The organism is Candidatus Pantoea symbiotica (assembly GCF_056491525.1).
Genome location: NZ_JBSZHR010000002.1, coordinates 317,116 through 333,385 on the forward strand (window position 1 = coordinate 317,116; position 16,270 = coordinate 333,385).

Below are 16,270 nucleotides of genomic sequence, written 5' to 3' on the forward strand. Positions count from 1 at the left end.
TTTACAGCGTGCGTGCCGCTTCCATTGCCAGCGCGAAGGAGCGCAGACGCGCCTGCGAATCGTAAATCTGGCCGTTGACCATGATTTCATCCGCCTGGGTTTCACGCATTAGCGCGGCAAGGCCGCTGCGGACTTTATCGCTATCGCCGACAATCGACATGCTCAGCGCCTGCTGCACGCCATATTGCTCGGAAGGTGACCACAGATTATCCATGTTCTCCACCGGCGCGGGCAGTGGACCCGGCTTGCCGCGACGCAGATTAATAAACTGCTGCTGCATCGAGGTGAACAGGAAGCGCGCATCACGCTCGCTATCGGCCGCGACCACGTTGACGCACACCATCGCATACGGCTTCGCCAGACGCGCCGAAGGTTTGAATTTCTCACGATAAACATGCAGCGCCTGGAACAGCAGATCGGGTGCGAAATGCGAGGCAAACGCAAACGGCAAACCAAGCTGAGCGGCCAATTGCGCGCTATACAGGCTGGAACCGAGCAGCCATACCGGAATTTTCAATCCTAAACCCGGAACCGGTTGAACTGGCGGATGTTCACCCTCTTCGGCGTCAAACCAGCGAATCAGTTCAGAAACATCTTCCGGGAAGCTATCTGCCTGGGCGCTGGAAAGATGACGACGCAACGCCAGCATGGTGCGTTGGTCCGAACCGGGCGCGCGGCCCAGTCCCAAATCGATACGGCCAGGATAGAGTGATTCGAGGGTACCAAACTGTTCGGCGATCACCAGCGGCGCGTGGTTGGGCAGCATGATGCCGCCTGAGCCGAGGCGCAGCGTTTCGGTATTGGCGGCTAAATAGCCGATCAAGACTGAGGTCGCGGCGCTGGCAATCCCCGTCATATTATGGTGTTCAGCCAGCCAGTAGCGGTGGAAACCCAGCGCTTCAGATTGACGGGCCAGCGCCAGCGAATTATGGAACGCATCGCGTGCAGCGGAACCTTGTGGAATAGGCGCCAGATCCAACACGGACAGGCGAACAGTTTTTTTCTCAGACATGGGCACTCCAAATAGGGATGGCGCAGGTGTTTAGTCGGACCTGCGCTTGTGAGTATCACTCATCGTTACCCATATTAAAACTGCTAATAACCGCAGGAATATAGCCGGAATGTGCCTTTACCGCTCGCCTTCAAGCGCCATCCCGGCCAGGCGACGCCAATATCCGTTGCAGTCGCTGCCGCGCGCCATCATTAGCGGGGCCTGACCGGCTTCGTTGGCGCGGAAGCGATCCACTTCGGCGAGCGTGCTTTCGCCCTGTGGCGACAGACGCACAATGTCGATCCAGTTATGCATGCCGCTCAAATCATTGCCGAGGTTGTAGCAATAACCGCTCATGGTCTGAATGCCATTGAGGACAAACACCTGCTGGCCTTCCTGTGAAAGCACGCGGCGGCCGGTTGGGTAATTGATGCAGCAGGTTTGGCAATCATCTTTGCCGCGATTCTCGGCGCGTGCGGTGAAGCAGCGGGCCGACAACGCCAGCGGCAGATGGCCATAACCGAGCACTTCCACCTCAAATTGCTCGCGCACGCCCGCCGCATCGCACTGCTGCAGCAGCTGAATTAGCCAGTCGCGAGACATCTCCACCGGAATGCACCAGCGCGTCATGCCTTCTTGCAGCAACAGTTGCAGCGTCTGCGCGTTATATACGTTGAGCGTTGGTCCGGCGACAAACGGCAATTTGCGTTCTGCCGCCATGTTCACGGTGCCGATGTCATTGGCTTCCAGCAGGAACTCACCGTTCTCGACATAGCGTCGCAGCTCCTTAACTTCCGAGGGCGACTGCAGCAGTGCCAGCGTACTCAGCACCACTTGCTTACCCTGCAGCGCCAGCATGCGCGCAATCTCCATCCATTGATTGAACGACGTCGCGCGTCTCTTGCTGCACACTGCTTCGCCGAGATAGATGATTTCGGCACTGCTCTCGGCGGCGCGTTGATAAAAGGTTTCCAGCGTTTCTGTTGGCCAGTACCACAGCACCGGCCCGATGGCGTATTTCATGCGATCTCCTTATTGCCAGTCGCGGTGATAAGCACCGAGCGTGGTTTGGCTGCCTTCTGATAACTCGCCCAGCGCCTGCATCCAGGGTTCCTGCACGACATACTGCTCAGGCGATGCCATGCAGCGATCGATGGCCTGACGCCACACTTTTGCCACCTGCGCCACATATGCCGGGCTGCGCTGACGACCTTCAATTTTCACCGAGGCAATGTTGGCGCGCAGCAGTTCAGGCAGCAGCGACAAGGTGTTCAGACTGGTGGGTTCTTCCAGCACGTGATAGAGCTGGTTATCCACTTCATAACGCCCTTTACACAGCGTGGGATAGCCCGCGCTCTCGTCGGGCGCATAGCGGTCAATTAGCACTTCATTCAGCCGTGATTCCATGCCTTTGGGCGTCTGTTGCCAGCGGACAAATTTCGCTGGCGAGCAGGCACCTGCGCTGTTAGGCGACTCGCCGGTCAGCCAGGATGAGAGATAGCAGCGGCCTTCGGCCATAATGCACAGGCTACCGAAGGCGAATACTTCCAGCGGCACCGGCGTCTCACGCGCCAGCTGTTTGACCTGATGCATCGATAGCACGCGCGGCAGCACAACGCGGCTAAGTTGAAAGTGACGATGATAAAAATGAATGGCCTGCAGATTGGTGGCGGAGGCTTGTACCGAAAGATGACGCTCAACCTGCGGATAGCGTTTTGCCGCGTACTCCAGCGTGGCAATATCCGCCAGAATCAGCGCATCCGCACCGTTCTGGGCGGCAACATCAATCGCGCTTTGCCAGCGATTCATCCCATCAGGATGGGCGAAGGTGTTGATGGCCACATGCAGTTTGCGGCGATGCTGATGCAGATAGCGCGCGGCTTCAGCCAGTTTCTTATCGGTAAAATTGAGGCCAGCAAAGTGGCGGGCATTGGTATCGTCTTTCAGGCCGACATACACCGCGTCAGCACCATGCTCCACCGCCGATTTCAGCGCAGGCAAATTCCCCGCCGGACACAGCAGTTCCATACATTTTCCTCCCCGGATTCTGAAGCCGAAGAGTGTAAATAACTGACCCGACAGCAATGTTGATTTAAGGCAGTGAAAGCGGCATTGATGATCGGGAGTGAAGCTTTTTCGTCCAGCCAGGCGGCGATTTCCTTGATCTCAGTGGAGGCGACGCCGGTCAGATGTGGCAAAATAGATGAAATTTTCTGAAGGGAATGTCGATGATGTTTGCGCGCTTACGCGGTCTGATTGTGGAAAAAGGCCCAGAATTCCTTGCTTTACCCGTTTCCATTACCCCTTTCCCGCTAAAAAAAGCTATTCTGCAACAACTCCTAAACTGGCAATTTCGTCATGCTTTGTCTGAAGGTGAGTTAGACTTTCTGGAAGGGCGTTATCTGGGGATCGAGGTTGCCGATGTGAATCTGCGCTGGATCACCACCCTGCAAGCAGGGCGCCTGACCGTTTCGCGCGACACCGAGGCTGATGTCTGGTTTCGCGGTGAAGCCAACGATCTGTTGCTGGTGGCAGCACGCAAAGCGGATCCCGATATGTTGTTCTTTCAACGCCGTCTGGTGATTGAAGGTGACACGGAGCTGGGACTTGAGGTGAAAAACCTAATGGATGCCATTGAACTGGATGCCATGCCCACGCCATTACGCACGGGATTGCAGCAGCTCGCTGCTTTTATTGAGGCAGGAATGAAACAGGACGCGAAGGCCGCTGAGGCGCGCGCGGGGATCTCATGTTGATTCGTACTGAAATTGGCGTTGATGCAGCAGGCATCGATAGCCTGTTAAAGCGCAGTTTTGCTACCGCTGCCGAAGCGGAACTGATACAGCAACTGCGCGAAGATGGCTTGCTGACTCTTGGTGTCGTTGCCACGGATGATGAAGGTCAGGTGCTGGGTTATGCCGCTTTCAGTCCGGTGACCCTGCAAGGAGAAGACCGCAACTGGGTAGCGTTGGCGCCGCTCGCCGTGGATGAATCGGTGCGCAAACAGGGCCTTGCTAAACAGCTGGTGTATGAAGGATTGGATTCACTTAATGAGTTCAGCTACAGCGCCGTGGTGGTGCTGGGCGATCCTGAGTTTTACAATCCACTCGGCTTTGAACCGGCGGCACGTCATGGTTTGCACTGTCGTTGGCTTGGCAGCGAAGCGGCTTTTCAGGTGTACAAACTGGCAGACGATGCGTTTGTCGGTGCTGAAGGGCTGATCGAATTCGCCGAACCGTTTAATCGTTTCGACTAAACCAGGCCACTAAGCAGGGCGGCTGCTGCGCAACCAGCAGCAGCTTTTGCGCGCGGCTAAGCTGCTTCACCTGATACTCAAGGCGTGACGCCGCCGCGCGATCGCCGGCATCGCAATGAAACACCAGCGTTAAGGGCCCTTTGCCGCGTAGCGAACGCGCGCCGCGTCCCAGCTGATGCTGTTGCAGGCGACGGTTAACATCGGTGGTGATGCCGGTATACAGCATGCCCGCGGCGGTTTGTAGCAGATAAAGCTGCCAGCCTTGTTCCATCATACTCATCTCGAAAATTAGCTGGCAGGCAGTGTAGCGCGCTTCAGGCCGCATCGCTATTCGCCGCACGGAGTCCGATTTTGTCTGACCATGCTCATCTGATTCGCTATTTAAAAAAACAGCATGTGCTGTCGTTATCTGCCAGCCACGGCGACGATCTGTGGTGTGCCAACTGCTTCTATGTGTTTGATGCCGCAAACATGGCGTTCTGGCTGATGACCGAGCCGGATACGCGCCATGGCGCATTAATCCAGGCAAATCCTCGCGTGGCGGGTACCGTGAATGGCCAGCCGAAAAGCGTGTTGTTGATCAAAGGCGTGCAGTATCGCGGCGTGATTCAGCTTCTAAGCGGAGAGCGGGAGGCGCTGGCGCGTCACGCCTATCAGAAGCGTTTTCCGGTGGCGAAGAAAGTCACTGCACCGCTGTGGGAAATCATGCTCGACGAAGTGAAGATGACCGACAATGCGCTGGGCTTTGGCAAAAAGATTGTCTGGCACCGCAGCGACATGTAGGTGCAAGAGGTAAATTTCCGCCCCGGATCAAGTTTGAGCGATTTCCACATGGCGGAATGAAATGACCTGAATAACACTAAGGCCTATCCGCCGCGTATCCCAACGCGGCATCGTTATTCAGTTGAATACGGAATTCTGTGATGACCCAACTCTCTTCTCACGCCCCAGCGACACGCTTCGCCTGGTGGAAACCGCTGCTGTTCCTCGCCGTGGTGGTGATCGGCCTGTGGTATGTCAAATGGCAGCCTTATTACGGCAAAGCCTTTACGGCCGCCGAAACTCACTCGATTGGTAAATCGATTTTGGCCAATGCGGCGGACTCACCGTGGCGCGCAGCGCTTGATTACGCCATGGTCTATTTCCTCGCCGTGTGGAAAGCGGCGGTGCTCGGCGTCATCCTCGGATCGCTGGTGCAGGTGCTGATTCCACGTGCCTGGCTGCTGCGTCTGATGGGCAGCTCGCGCTTTGGCTCGACGCTGATGGGCACTGGATTAGGTTTGCCAGGCATGATGTGCAGCTGCTGTGCAGCGCCGGTGACAGCTGGCTTGCGTCAGTCGCAGGTTTCCAGCGGCGCGGCAATGGCGTTTTGGCTGGCGAATCCGCTACTCAATCCCGCCACGCTGATTTTTATGGGCTTTGTACTTGGCTGGAATTTTGCGGCGATTCGGCTGGTGGCAGGTTTGATGATGGTATTGGGCATCGCGTGGCTGGTGCAGCGCAGCGTGCCGGATCAGGCCGTTGCCGCGCCCGTTATCCCGGCTCGCGATGAGCAGCCGTTTCTGACGCGCTGGCTGCGGGTGATGTGGCGACTGTTCTGCAACACCATTCCGTTGTATATCGTCGCGGTATTGTTGCTCGGTGCCGCCCGCGTTTGGCTGTTCCCGCACGCGGATGGCGCGGTGGGCAATACGTTGTTTTGGGTGATGTTGATGGCGATCGCTGGCTGCCTGTTTGTGATTCCCACCGCTGCGGAAATCCCGATTGTGCAGACCATGATGCTGGCGGGCATGGGCGTTGCGCCCGCGCTGGCGTTGTTAGTCACGCTGCCCGCCGTGAGTGTGCCGTCGTTATTGATGCTGCATCGCGCCTTTCCCGCGCGGGCGCTGTGGATCGCGCTGATCGGCGTGGCAGGCAGCGGCATGCTGCTCGGCGTGCTCGCCTTGTGGCTGGCGTAACCACCAAATCTTCTGATTGCGGCTGCCGCGCCACAGCAGCCGCGCATCTTTTTCCGCTTCGATAAAACGCCCGTCAATCAGCACATCAATTTCATCCACCACTTCGCGCTGCGCCGCACTGAGTTCCGCCATTTCGTAGCCGGTCCACAGCCAGATATCCTTATCCGGACATTCACGTCGCACGCGTTTCACCAGGCGGCGCACATGCGGCACGTTATGCGGATGCAGCGGATCGCCGCCGCTCAGCGACAAGCCCTGACGCGGAATGCGCCGATCGTTAAGATCGGCGATCAGCTGCTCTTCCATCTCCAGCGTAAAAGGCACGCCGGAATCCAGCCGCCACGTGCTTTGGTTATAGCAGCCGCGACATTGATGTTCACAGCCCGCGACAAACAGCGTGCAGCGCGTGCCGGGCCCGTTAACGATATCGACCGGATAATAGCCGTGGATGCGCATCATCCCAGCTTTCCTGTCTCCAGATGTTTAACGCGCCGCTGCACCTCTTCCTGTTTACCGGCGTTAAACGGACGCGCATCCGGGCTGCCGAGATAGCCGCACACGCGGCGCGTTACCGATACGCGCGCCGGATCGTGATTACCGCAGCATGGGCAGGTGAACCCTTTGCTGGTGCAGCTGAACTCGCCGCTAAAGCCGCATTCGTAGCACTCATCGATCGGCGTATTGGTGCCGTAATAGGGCACGCGGTGATAGCTGTAATCCCAAACGTCTTCAAGCGCTTTGAGGTTGTGCTGGATGTTGGGGTATTCGCCGTAACAGATGAATCCGCCGTTAGCGATGGCGGGATAGGGCGCTTCAAAGTCGATCTTGTCGTAGGGATTGACCTTTTTCTCCACGTCGAGATGGAAGCTGTTGGTGTAATACCCTTTGTCGGTCACGCCTGCCACCACGCCAAATTCCGCGGCATCGAGACGACAGAAGCGGTCGCACAGATTCTCGCTCGGCGTGCTGTACAAGCTGAAGCCGTAGCCGGTTTCCTCTTTCCAGGCATCCACCGCGTTACGCAGATGCGTGACAATCGCCACGCCTTTTGCCCGCAGGTATTCGGCGTCATACGGATGCACTTCGTTGCCGCTCAGCGCATTCAGCGTCTCATGCAGGCCGATGTAGCCAAGGGAAATCGAGGCGCGGCCGTTGCGGAAAATGGCGCCCACTTCGTCATCTGCCTTCAAGCGCACGCCGCAGGCACCTTCCATATATAGAATCGGCGCCACGCGCGCTTTGGTTTTTTCCAGCCGGGCGATACGCGTCATTAAGGCACGCTTCGCCAGCGCCAGACGTTCATCCAGCAAGCGCCAGAACTGCACTTCGTCGCCTTTGGCTTGCAGCGCGATACGCGGCAGATTGAGGCTGATGACGCCAATATTGTTGCGGCCTTCATGAATCTGCTCGCCGTTCTCCTCATAGACGCCAAGGAAGCTGCGGCAGCCCATCGGCGTTTTAAACGAGCCGGTGACTTCCACCACTTTTTCGTAGTTAAGGATATCCGGATACATGCGTTTGCTGGCGCACTCCAGCGCCAGCTGTTTGATATCGTAGTTAACTTCGCCAGGCCGACGATTCACCCCTTCACGGATAGCAAACACCAGTTTTGGGAACACCGCCGTTTTATGATTTTTACCCAGTCCGGCAATGCGGTTGCGCAGAATGGATTGCTGGATCAGCCGCGCCGCCCAGTCAGTGCCGAGGCCAAAGCCAAAGGTGACAAACGGCGTCTGGCCATTGGCGGTGTGCAGCGTATTCACTTCATACTCCAGCGACTGAAACGCGTCGTAGCACTCTTTTTCGGTGCGTACGCGCGCATAGGCTTCGGCATCGGGAATCTGCCACTGTTGCGCCACCGCGCGGTGTTTTTCCAGGCTGAGCGTGACGAACGGCGCCAGCACTTCATCAATGCGGTTGATGGTGGTGCCGCCGTAAATATGGCTGGCAACTTGCGCGATGATCTGTGCGGTCACCGCGGTAGCGGTAGCGATCGATTTGGGCGGCTCGATCTCGGCATTACCCATCTTGAAACCGTTAGTCAGCATGCCGTGCAGATCGATCAGCATGCAGTTAAACATCGGGAAGAACGGGGAATAGTCGAGATCGTGATAGTGGATGTCACCGCTCTCATGTGCCAGCACCACATCGCGCGGCAACAGTTGCTGCTGAGCGTAATGTTTAGCGACGATACCGGCCAGCAGGTCGCGCTGGGTTGGGATCACTTTGCTGTCTTTATTGGCGTTTTCGTTGAGCAGCGCCGCGTTGGTTTGCTCCACCAAACCGCGAATGGCGTGATGCAGTTTACCGCGCTGTTCACGCGCTAGATCGCGGTCATGGCGATATTCGATATAGGCGCGTGCCAGTTGCGGCCAGCGTCCGCTCATCAGCGTCTCTTCCACCGCGCACTGAATGTCGCGGATATCCACTTCGGCCTGTTCAGCCAGCTGCTGGCTAACCTGCGCCGCCACTTGCCCGCACCAGGCCGCATCATCGATTTGTGCCGCACGCGCGGCGGCGCTTACTGCCGCCTCGATCCGTTGCGCATCAAACGGCACTCTGCAGCCGTCACGCTTAATCACCACCGTCGCCATTTCTTCTCCATGAAACTATATGTAGATAATTTTAAGGAGTGTAATCGCTATATATGGTGTTTGCGCGCTAATTAATCGCAGGCGGTTTGACCTACAGCAAGGAAGCCACAACCAAGATTGAAAGCCGCGCAATGGTTACTCTAATGCTCGTCAGTTAAGCGTCTTTCGGTCACCATAAATGGCGACCCTACAAAGGATTGGCGCGATTTTCGTAGGGTGCGCATTCATGCGCACCTGCATGCATATGCAAATTAATGTTTAACTGAGCGGCATTACGCAATGGTTACTCTGGTTAAAATACAAAAGTTTTAACCTGCCTTGATTTCAGTCTACGGCCACTTGCTTTGCAAAGCGAAACAGGTTTAATGGGCCTTTTGCCCATTTTGGTCCGCTGTTTCATTTACAAGGATGCCCAGATGCCATTGCAGAGAACTTTGCTTGCCTGTTGTTTATCCATGACTTTTTCCGCCTTAGCCGCGCCCGCCGGAGATTTACCGCTGATGCCGTGGCCACAAAGCGTGGTGCAGCCGAGCGGCGGCGGGGCGTATGCGTTAACACCGCAGCTCACGTTGCATATCTCGGGCGATCATCTGGAAGGTGCTGAATCGCGCTGGCGCGCGCGCATTGCGCGGCAAACCGGCTGGCCGCTGCTGCCAGCCAGCGCATCCAGCGATCATCCCAGCATTCAAGTGCAAATCGCGCAGGCGGTTGATCCGATTCCCCAGCCGGACAGCGACGAAAGTTATCATCTGCTGGTTAACAGCGACGGCGTGTTTCTGAAAGCCAATACGCGCTTTGGTGCGATGCGCGGCATGGAAACCGTGCTGCAGCTGATTGAAAACACCGAAAAAGGCACCGAAATTCCCTACGTCACCATTGACGATAAACCGCGCTTTCCGTGGCGCGGTGTGCTGATTGATTCGGCACGCCACTTCCTGCCGATTGAAACCGTGAAGCGGCAAATCGACGGCATCGCCGCTGCGCGTATGAACGTGTTTCACTGGCACTTAACCGACGACCAAGGTTGGCGTTTTGCCTCCAGCCACTATCCGCAGCTGCAGGAAAAAGCCAGCGACGGCTTGTACTACACGCAGCAGCAGATGCGTGATGTGGTGCACTATGCCACGCAGCGCGGCGTGCGCGTGTTACCGGAAATCGATCTGCCCGGTCATGCCTCAGCGATCGCGGTGGCGATGCCGGAGCTGATGAGCGCGCCGGGCCCGTATCAGATGGAGCGCGGCTGGGGCGTGTTTAAGCCGCTGCTCGATCCCAGCAACGACGCGGTGTTTCGCTTTATCGACACCTTAATGGGCGAAGTAACGGCGATCTTCCCCGATCCCTACATTCACATTGGTGGCGATGAGGTCGATCCAAGCCAGTGGAATGATTCCACGCATATTCAGCAATTTATGCGCGATCACGGCCTGAAGGATACGCATGCGCTGCAAGCCTGGTTTAACCAGCGCGTTGAGAAAATCCTCGAAGCGCATCAGCGCCGCATGATCGGTTGGGATGAGGTTTACCATCCTGATCTGCCAAAAAGCATTCTGATTCAATCGTGGCAAGGACAGGATGCGTTGGGCACCGTGGCGAAAAACGACTTCCGCGGCATTCTCTCCACCGGTTTCTATCTCGATCAGCCGCAAACCGCCGCCTATCACTATCGCAATGAACCCTGGCCGCAAGGGCTTAACGGCGCGGATCAGGTGCAAGCCGGTGAGCAGACGCAGAGCTGGCAATTCACCATGCCGCGTCTTAAAGGCATCGCGCTAAAAGGCAGCTTTACGCTGATTGAGGGGAAAAACGGCTGGCGCGGCTTTATCGATTTCAGCGGCAAAGCACGTCGCATGGTCAGCGATATCCGCTGGCTGTCGCCAACGCAGCTGACCTTCAGCGTCGATACGTGGATGGGGCCGTTCCAGCCGATGGTGACGCTGACGCAAGACAAGCTGACCGGTTATATGCTGGTGGGCAACGTACGTTATCCCACGGAAGGCAGCAAGCTGGCGCAAGTGCCAACCGGCATTGCGCCATCATTGCCGACGCCGGAGCAGATGCAAAACAACCTGATTGGCGGCGAAGCGGCGCTGTGGGCGGAGAACGTCAATAGCCGGGTGATTGATACGCGCCTGTGGCCGCGCGCTTTTGTGGTGGCTGAGCGGTTATGGTCGGCAAAGGATGTCACCGACAGCGATAACATGTATCAACGCCTGAGCGCGGTGGATCGCTGGGGCACCATTTCAGTCGGTTTGCAGCAGCATCAGCAGGCTGAAGTGCAGATGATGCGACTGGCGAACAGCAGCGACATCACGCCGTTACGTATATTGGCCGAAGTGCTGGAACCGGCGCAGTACTACACGCGCCAGCATCTGAAATTCCAGGCGGGACATTACGACTATTTTGAACCGCTCAATCGTTTGGCGGATGTGTTGCCTGCCGAGAGTAACGCGGTGCGTTTGCTGGATAAGCAGGTTGATCGCTTGATCGCCAATCGCGCCGATCACGCGGCGGCGCATGCCATCCGTCAGCAGCTGCAGCGCTGGCAGAACAACAGCGATGCGGTGATGCCGCTGATTCTGGGTAGCTATCAGCTCAAGCCGCTGCAGCAGCAGGTGCAGCAAGTGACAGAACTGAGCCGGATGGGGCTGGATTTGGTCAACGCGATGGAGCGTAATCAGGCGTATGGCGCAGGCGAAGTGGCGCAGATGCATACGCAACTGGATGCGGCAGCGCAGGTGCAGGATGAAACTGTGCTGGCGCTAGTGCGGCCGCTGGAGAAGTTACTGCGATCGTTTAAATAACAGAGGTCGCCATTAATGGCGACCCTACGAAAAGCGTAGGGTGCGCATTTATGCGCACCGCGATCAATCAACGACGAACCGCAATCGCCTCAATCTCAATCTTCACATCTTTCGGCAGACGCGCCACTTCCACGCAAGAACGCGCTGGGAAGCTGGCGTTGTGCTCGGTGAAGAACGCTTCGTAAGTTGCGTTCACCGTGGCGAAGTCATTCAGATCCTTCACAAACACGGTGGTTTTCACGATATCGCCCACTTTCAGGCCTGCGGCTTCGACAATCGCCTTCACATTTTCCAGTGACTGACGTGCCTGTGCAGAAACATCATCGGCAACAGCGCCGGTAGCCGGATCAACCGGGATCTGGCCTGAAGTGATGATCATACTGCCGAGATCCACGCCCTGCACGTAGGGGCCAATCGCTGCGGGTGCGTTTGAAGTACTGATTTCGCGAGACATTGTTTCTCCTTGAAAGTGCGCGGCCGACCGATGTCCGCCGCGAAATGAATCGTCCCATTATAGGGACGACGCAGGCGATTACCAGTGACCGAGCACCACGTGGCGCGCGAACTCTTTCTCGCAATATTTGCACTTCAGATGTACATCATCTTCGCGCTTTTTCACCGCAAAGCTGGTGAACACCGGCTCGTTGCGGCTGATGCAGTTGCTGTTCGGACAGGTCAGCACGCGGTCAATACGATCCGGCAAGGTTGGGGCGATCTTCGCCACCACTTCGTATTCGTCAATGCGGTTCACCGTGGCAAGCGGCGCATACACCGCCAGCTGATTGATCTGATCGTCGGTCAGAAAAGTGTTTTCGATTTTGATCAGATCTTTGCGGCCCATCTCGCCCGATGGCAAGTTGAGGCCGATGGTGATGCGCTGATCGGTTTCGGTCAGACGAAACAGCGACAGTAACTTAAAGCCGACCTGCGCCGGGATATGGTCAATCACCGTGCCGCGTTTAATGGCTTCAACCTGCAATTTATTATCGTGTGTCATCGCTTTGCTCCTTACAGTGCCAGTTCGCGATTCAGTACCAGCGCCAGCAGTGCCTGGCGAGCGAAGATGCCATTTCCAGCCTGCTGGAAATACCAGGCGTGCGGCGTGCTATCCACGTCGGTGGTGATCTCGTCGATACGCGGCAGCGGATGCAGCACTTTCATGTTGTCGCGCGCACCGGCTAAATCGGCGGCGCGCAGGATGAACTGTGCTTTGACGTTGGCATATTCCGACGGATCGAGGCGCTCTTTCTGCACGCGCGTCATATACAGAATGTCGAGTTCTGGCATCACTTCTTCGATGGTGTCGTGGCGCGACCAGGCAATGTTCTGCTCATCCAGCATATCTGTGATGTACGACGGCATCGCCAGCGCATCCGGCGCGATAAAGAAGAAGCGGTTGCCATCAAACTTCGCCAGCGCCTGCGTCAGTGAATGCACGGTGCGGCCATATTTCAGGTCGCCGACCATTGCCACATTCAGGTTATCGAGGCGATTTTGCGTTTCGCGGATGGTAAAGAGATCGAGCAGCGTTTGCGTCGGATGCTGGTTGGCACCGTCACCCGCGTTGAGAATCGGAATGCCGCCGGAGAATTCCGTCGCCAGACGCGCCGCGCCTTCCTGCGGATGACGCATCACGATGGCATCGACGTAAGTACCAATCACCGAAATGGTATCGGCGAGGGTTTCTCCTTTCTTGCCGAGCGAGGTGTTGCTGCCGTCGGCGAAGCCCACCACCGACGCGCCGAGACGATGCATCGCGGTTTCAAACGACAAGCGCGTGCGCGTTGAAGCTTCAAAGAAGCAGCTGGCGATCACGTTGTGTTTCAGCAGCTCCGGTTGGGGATTGGCTTTCAACTGGGCGGCGGTATGCAGCACCAGCTCCAGTTCGTCGCGGTTGAGATCGTTAATGGAAATAATGTGCTTGCGATATAGCGGGTTGGCCATAGCGTTCTCCTCTGCGCTGCCGGATTGCGGACAAAAAAAAGCCCCTGCTTAAGGGGCTTTTTTTACGATCGATTGATGACGGAAAGAAACAGATGCGCCGCCCGCTGTCAGGCGTCGTTGAGCGTCAAATTGTGCGCTGCGCTGTTGCATGTTTCCTCCGGCAAATTGGGCCGCATTATACGCATTCACTGATTTGCATCAAGCAAATATCGCGCACGAGGTAAACGTTTGCGGCGCGACCAATCATAGCTTGCCGAGTGTCGCCACCATCACCGCTTTAATGGTGTGCATGCGGTTTTCAGCCTGATCGAACACGATGCTGTGCGCAGATTCAAACACCTCATTACTCACTTCCATGCCATCCTGCAAACCGTACTGCTCGGCCATTTGCCGGCCCAGCGTGGTTTTGTCGTCATGAAAGGCAGGCAAGCAGTGCAGGAACTTCACCTGCGTATTGCCGGTCAGTGCCAGCATCGCGCTGTTCACCTGATAAGGACGCAGCAGAGCGATGCGATCTTCCCACACCGATTTGGCTTCGCCCATCGACACCCACACATCAGTGTAGATGAAGTCGGCACCTTGCACGCCTTCGGCGATATCTTCGGTCAGGGTGATTTTGCCACCGGTTTGCTGCGCGGCCACGCGGCATTGCTCGACCAGTTCCGCTTCCGGCCAGCAGCCTTTTGGTGCCACCAGACGCAGATCCAGGCCGACCAGTGCAGCGGCTTCCAGCATGCTGTTACCCATGTTGTTACGCGCATCGCCAACGTAAACCAGCGTCATTTCATTCAGCGCTTTACCCGGCAAATGTTCCTGCATCGTCAGCAGATCGGCCAGCAGTTGCGTGGGGTGGAATTCGGTGGTCAGGCCATTCCATACCGGCACGCCAGCGAATTCTGCCAAGGTTTCCACCAGTTCCTGGCCGTAGCCGCGATATTGAATACCGTCATACATGCGTCCCAGCACGCGCGCGGTGTCTTTCATTGACTCTTTATGGCCGATTTGGCTGCCACTTGAGCCGAGATAGGTAACGTTAGCGCCCTGATCGTAAGCGGCAACTTCGAAAGAGCATCGGGTGCGAGTCGAGTCTTTTTCGAAGATGAGCGCGATGTTTTTGCCTTTCAGGTACTGCGTTTCGCTGGCATTTTTCTTTGCGTGTTTTAATTCACCTGCCAGACTCAGCAGAGAATCGATTTCGGCTGGGGTGAAATCCAGCAATCTCAGGAAATGTCTTTGATGTAGCTGACTCATACAGCGCTCCGGGTGCCCACATTAAAATGAATTAAAATTCAATCTAACCGTATGAATATGCATTTTCAACCCCAGCGTTAAGAAACTTGTTGTTTTGTGTAGTGGCGCGCGAGGCAGTGTGGGAAAATAATTGTATTCAGCCGAATATTTGAGGACACACCCATGGCATATGAAGCATTGCTGGAAGAACAGCGCGAAGAGACGCGACTGATCATTGAAGAGTTGCTGGAAGACGGCAGCGATCCAGATGCGCTTTACACTATCGAACATCATCTCTCCTGCAACAACTTTGACTCGCTGGAGAAGGTCGCGGTTGATGCCTTCAAACTGGGCTACGAAGTCAGCGAGCCAGAAGAGCTGGAACTGGAAGACGGCACCACCGTGATGTGTGTGGATATCCTGAGCGAAGGCGCGTTGAAGCCTGAGTTGATTGATGCGCAGGTTGAGCAGTTGGTGAATCTGGCGGGCAGCTACAACGTCGATTACGACGGTTGGGGCACCTACTTTGAAGATCCTGATGCCGAAGATGAAGACGACGATGGCGAGTTCATCGACGACGAAGAAGACAACGGTGTGCGTCACTAAGCATTAATGGGCGGCGCTCGCCGCCCTGAAACCTCTCCCCGTAAGACAAAGACTGCCCATGAATTACGCTCCGCTATTAGAACCGATCTATCAATTCCTGCATTGCCGCACGCCACAAGCGTGGATTGATGAAGCGCGCAAGCCGGAAAATCTGACGTTGCTGCTCACCGATCACATGGTTTGCGAATTGAAAGCCGCGCAAACTGCGGTGTTTATCATCCGTAAATACGTGGCGGATAAGCCGAGTGGTGATGCCATTCTGGCGTGGCTCAAGCCGTATGAAGATTTTATCTATCGCGATGAGCAGGACAGTAACTTCATCAATGCCCACAAGAATCTGACCAAAAGCATTATCGTGCGCAACGAACTGCCTTGGGCCGACGATCTGGTGGAGATGATGGTGCTGCTGGTGAAAGAGGAATTGCATCACTTCTATCAGGTGTGGGAGATCATGCAGTCGCGCGGTTTGCCGTATCGCAAAATCACCGCCAGCCGCTATGCCAAAGGGCTGATTCGCGAAATTCGCACTTACGAGCCGGAAGCGCTGGTGGATAAGCTGATTTGCGGGGCGTACATCGAAGCGCGTTCCTGCGAGCGTTTCGCCAGCCTGGCGCCGTATCTGGATGAGCAGCTGGAGAAGTTCTATATTTCGCTGCTGCGCTCGGAAGCGCGTCACTATCAGGATTACCTGAAGCTGGCACAGCAGATTTCGCCGAAGGACATTGCGCCGCGCGTGCAGGTGTTTGGTGAAACAGAAGCGCGCTTAATCAGCGAACCGGATGGCGAGTTACGCTTTCATAGTGGGGTGCCGGCAGTTTGGTGCGCATGAATGCGCACCCTACAAAAAACCGGCGACTAAACCGTAGGGTCGCCATTCATGGCGACCTCAA

Annotated in this window: 17 protein-coding genes; 7 read left to right on the plus strand and 10 right to left on the minus strand. The window is 56.3% G+C overall.

Annotated features, from left to right (window positions below; translation table 11 throughout):
* Position 1: 1 nt before the first annotated feature.
* From ACXIZX_RS02080 to ubiU, 3 genes are all read right to left on the minus strand, one after another.
* Positions 2 to 1,012, minus strand: a complete 1,011-nt coding sequence (locus ACXIZX_RS02080; protein ID WP_179451902.1) for a luciferase-like monooxygenase — start codon at positions 1,010 to 1,012, stop codon at positions 2 to 4.
* Between the two features lie 117 nt (positions 1,013 to 1,129).
* Entirely contained in the window at positions 1,130 to 2,014 is an 885-nt protein-coding gene (locus ACXIZX_RS02085) for a U32 family peptidase (protein ID WP_179451903.1), read from the minus strand.
* 9 nt (positions 2,015 to 2,023) lie between these two features.
* A complete protein-coding gene (ubiU, locus tag ACXIZX_RS02090) occupies positions 2,024 to 3,019 on the minus strand; it encodes a ubiquinone anaerobic biosynthesis protein UbiU (RefSeq protein WP_061718239.1) in 996 nt (331 codons plus the stop codon).
* Between the two features lie 203 nt (positions 3,020 to 3,222).
* On the opposite strand from ubiU, the gene ubiT reads away from it, so the two are divergent.
* A complete protein-coding gene (gene ubiT, locus ACXIZX_RS02095) occupies positions 3,223 to 3,747 on the plus strand; it encodes a ubiquinone anaerobic biosynthesis accessory factor UbiT (protein WP_036648365.1) in 525 nt (174 codons plus the stop codon).
* The gene (locus tag ACXIZX_RS02100) at positions 3,741 to 4,247 is read left to right on the plus strand and encodes a GNAT family N-acetyltransferase (RefSeq protein ID WP_061718238.1); all 507 of its coding nucleotides are present in this window, start codon (positions 3,741 to 3,743) and stop codon (positions 4,245 to 4,247) included. Before ubiT ends, ACXIZX_RS02100 begins: the two co-directional genes overlap by 7 nt.
* Here the strand turns inward: ACXIZX_RS02100 and ACXIZX_RS02105 are convergent.
* Positions 4,231 to 4,518, minus strand: coding sequence for a GIY-YIG nuclease family protein (locus ACXIZX_RS02105; protein WP_061718453.1), 288 nt, complete (start codon positions 4,516 to 4,518; stop codon positions 4,231 to 4,233). The two genes, ACXIZX_RS02100 and ACXIZX_RS02105, sit on opposite strands and share 17 nt — an antisense overlap.
* Positions 4,519 to 4,598: 80 nt before the next feature.
* Here ACXIZX_RS02105 and ACXIZX_RS02110 point away from each other — a divergent pair, with 80 nt between their 5' ends.
* Positions 4,599 to 5,030: a YhbP family protein gene (locus ACXIZX_RS02110; protein ID WP_479403518.1), complete on the plus strand. Its 432-nt coding sequence runs from the start codon at positions 4,599 to 4,601 to the stop codon at positions 5,028 to 5,030.
* A gap of 140 nt (positions 5,031 to 5,170) precedes the next feature.
* Positions 5,171 to 6,205, plus strand: coding sequence for a permease (locus tag ACXIZX_RS02115; protein ID WP_479403519.1), 1,035 nt, complete (start codon positions 5,171 to 5,173; stop codon positions 6,203 to 6,205).
* Here ACXIZX_RS02115 and nrdG read toward each other — a convergent pair.
* Positions 6,098 to 6,664 carry an anaerobic ribonucleoside-triphosphate reductase-activating protein gene (nrdG, locus tag ACXIZX_RS02120; protein ID WP_179451906.1) on the minus strand — a complete coding sequence of 189 codons (567 nt, stop codon included), beginning with the start codon at positions 6,662 to 6,664 and terminating at the stop codon, positions 6,098 to 6,100. The genes ACXIZX_RS02115 and nrdG overlap by 108 nt on opposite strands.
* Positions 6,661 to 8,799, minus strand: a complete 2,139-nt coding sequence (nrdD, locus tag ACXIZX_RS02125) for an anaerobic ribonucleoside-triphosphate reductase (RefSeq protein ID WP_479403520.1) — start codon at positions 8,797 to 8,799, stop codon at positions 6,661 to 6,663. The genes nrdG and nrdD overlap by 4 nt, the downstream gene beginning before the upstream one ends.
* A 416-nt stretch (positions 8,800 to 9,215) precedes the next feature.
* Between nrdD and ACXIZX_RS02130 the strand changes: the two genes are divergently transcribed.
* Positions 9,216 to 11,600, plus strand: a complete 2,385-nt coding sequence (locus tag ACXIZX_RS02130; RefSeq protein ID WP_479403521.1) for a beta-N-acetylhexosaminidase — start codon at positions 9,216 to 9,218, stop codon at positions 11,598 to 11,600.
* Between the two features lie 67 nt (positions 11,601 to 11,667).
* Here the strand turns inward: ACXIZX_RS02130 and ridA are convergent, their stop codons facing one another.
* The 4 genes from ridA to argF all read right to left on the minus strand — a co-directional run bounded on the left by ridA (position 11,668) and on the right by argF (position 14,795).
* A complete protein-coding gene (ridA, locus tag ACXIZX_RS02135; RefSeq protein WP_061718232.1) occupies positions 11,668 to 12,054 on the minus strand; it encodes a 2-iminobutanoate/2-iminopropanoate deaminase in 387 nt (128 codons plus the stop codon).
* 78 nt (positions 12,055 to 12,132) lie between these two features.
* A complete protein-coding gene (gene pyrI, locus ACXIZX_RS02140; protein ID WP_007886734.1) occupies positions 12,133 to 12,597 on the minus strand; it encodes an aspartate carbamoyltransferase regulatory subunit in 465 nt (154 codons plus the stop codon).
* An 11-nt stretch (positions 12,598 to 12,608) separates the two neighbouring features.
* On the minus strand, positions 12,609 to 13,544 hold the full coding sequence (pyrB, locus tag ACXIZX_RS02145; protein WP_008104258.1) for an aspartate carbamoyltransferase: 936 nt from the start codon (positions 13,542 to 13,544) through the stop codon (positions 12,609 to 12,611).
* A 243-nt stretch (positions 13,545 to 13,787) separates the two neighbouring features.
* Positions 13,788 to 14,795 carry an ornithine carbamoyltransferase gene (gene argF / locus ACXIZX_RS02150; protein ID WP_479403522.1) on the minus strand — a complete coding sequence of 336 codons (1,008 nt, stop codon included), beginning with the start codon at positions 14,793 to 14,795 and terminating at the stop codon, positions 13,788 to 13,790.
* 162 nt (positions 14,796 to 14,957) lie between these two features.
* Here argF and rraB point away from each other — a divergent pair, with 162 nt between their 5' ends.
* A complete protein-coding gene (gene rraB, locus ACXIZX_RS02155) occupies positions 14,958 to 15,380 on the plus strand; it encodes a ribonuclease E inhibitor RraB (RefSeq protein ID WP_008104254.1) in 423 nt (140 codons plus the stop codon).
* Between the two features lie 58 nt (positions 15,381 to 15,438).
* Positions 15,439 to 16,209 carry a tRNA isopentenyl-2-thiomethyl-A-37 hydroxylase MiaE gene (gene miaE / locus ACXIZX_RS02160; protein WP_479403523.1) on the plus strand — a complete coding sequence of 257 codons (771 nt, stop codon included), beginning with the start codon at positions 15,439 to 15,441 and terminating at the stop codon, positions 16,207 to 16,209.
* Positions 16,210 to 16,270: the final 61 nt, after the last annotated feature.

Excerpts from the sequence above, each read along its gene's own strand:
- ACXIZX_RS02080 (WP_179451902.1), bottom strand. The coding sequence starts at position 1,012 with ATGTCTGAGAAAAAAACTGTTCGCCTGTCCGTGTTGGATCTGGCGCCT.
- ACXIZX_RS02085 (WP_179451903.1), bottom strand. The coding sequence starts at position 2,014 with ATGAAATACGCCATCGGGCCGGTGCTGTGGTACTGGCCAACAGAAACG.
- ubiU (WP_061718239.1), bottom strand. The coding sequence starts at position 3,019 with ATGGAACTGCTGTGTCCGGCGGGGAATTTGCCTGCGCTGAAATCGGCG.
- ubiT (WP_036648365.1), top strand. The coding sequence starts at position 3,223 with ATGTTTGCGCGCTTACGCGGTCTGATTGTGGAAAAAGGCCCAGAATTC.
- ACXIZX_RS02100 (WP_061718238.1), top strand. The coding sequence starts at position 3,741 with ATGTTGATTCGTACTGAAATTGGCGTTGATGCAGCAGGCATCGATAGC.
- ACXIZX_RS02105 (WP_061718453.1), bottom strand. The coding sequence starts at position 4,518 with ATGGAACAAGGCTGGCAGCTTTATCTGCTACAAACCGCCGCGGGCATG.
- ACXIZX_RS02115 (WP_479403519.1), top strand. The coding sequence starts at position 5,171 with ATGACCCAACTCTCTTCTCACGCCCCAGCGACACGCTTCGCCTGGTGG.
- nrdG (WP_179451906.1), bottom strand. The coding sequence starts at position 6,664 with ATGATGCGCATCCACGGCTATTATCCGGTCGATATCGTTAACGGGCCC.
- nrdD (WP_479403520.1), bottom strand. The coding sequence starts at position 8,799 with ATGGCGACGGTGGTGATTAAGCGTGACGGCTGCAGAGTGCCGTTTGAT.
- ACXIZX_RS02130 (WP_479403521.1), top strand. The coding sequence starts at position 9,216 with ATGCCATTGCAGAGAACTTTGCTTGCCTGTTGTTTATCCATGACTTTT.
- ridA (WP_061718232.1), bottom strand. The coding sequence starts at position 12,054 with ATGTCTCGCGAAATCAGTACTTCAAACGCACCCGCAGCGATTGGCCCC.
- pyrI (WP_007886734.1), bottom strand. The coding sequence starts at position 12,597 with ATGACACACGATAATAAATTGCAGGTTGAAGCCATTAAACGCGGCACG.
- pyrB (WP_008104258.1), bottom strand. The coding sequence starts at position 13,544 with ATGGCCAACCCGCTATATCGCAAGCACATTATTTCCATTAACGATCTC.
- argF (WP_479403522.1), bottom strand. The coding sequence starts at position 14,795 with ATGAGTCAGCTACATCAAAGACATTTCCTGAGATTGCTGGATTTCACC.
- rraB (WP_008104254.1), top strand. The coding sequence starts at position 14,958 with ATGGCATATGAAGCATTGCTGGAAGAACAGCGCGAAGAGACGCGACTG.
- miaE (WP_479403523.1), top strand. The coding sequence starts at position 15,439 with ATGAATTACGCTCCGCTATTAGAACCGATCTATCAATTCCTGCATTGC.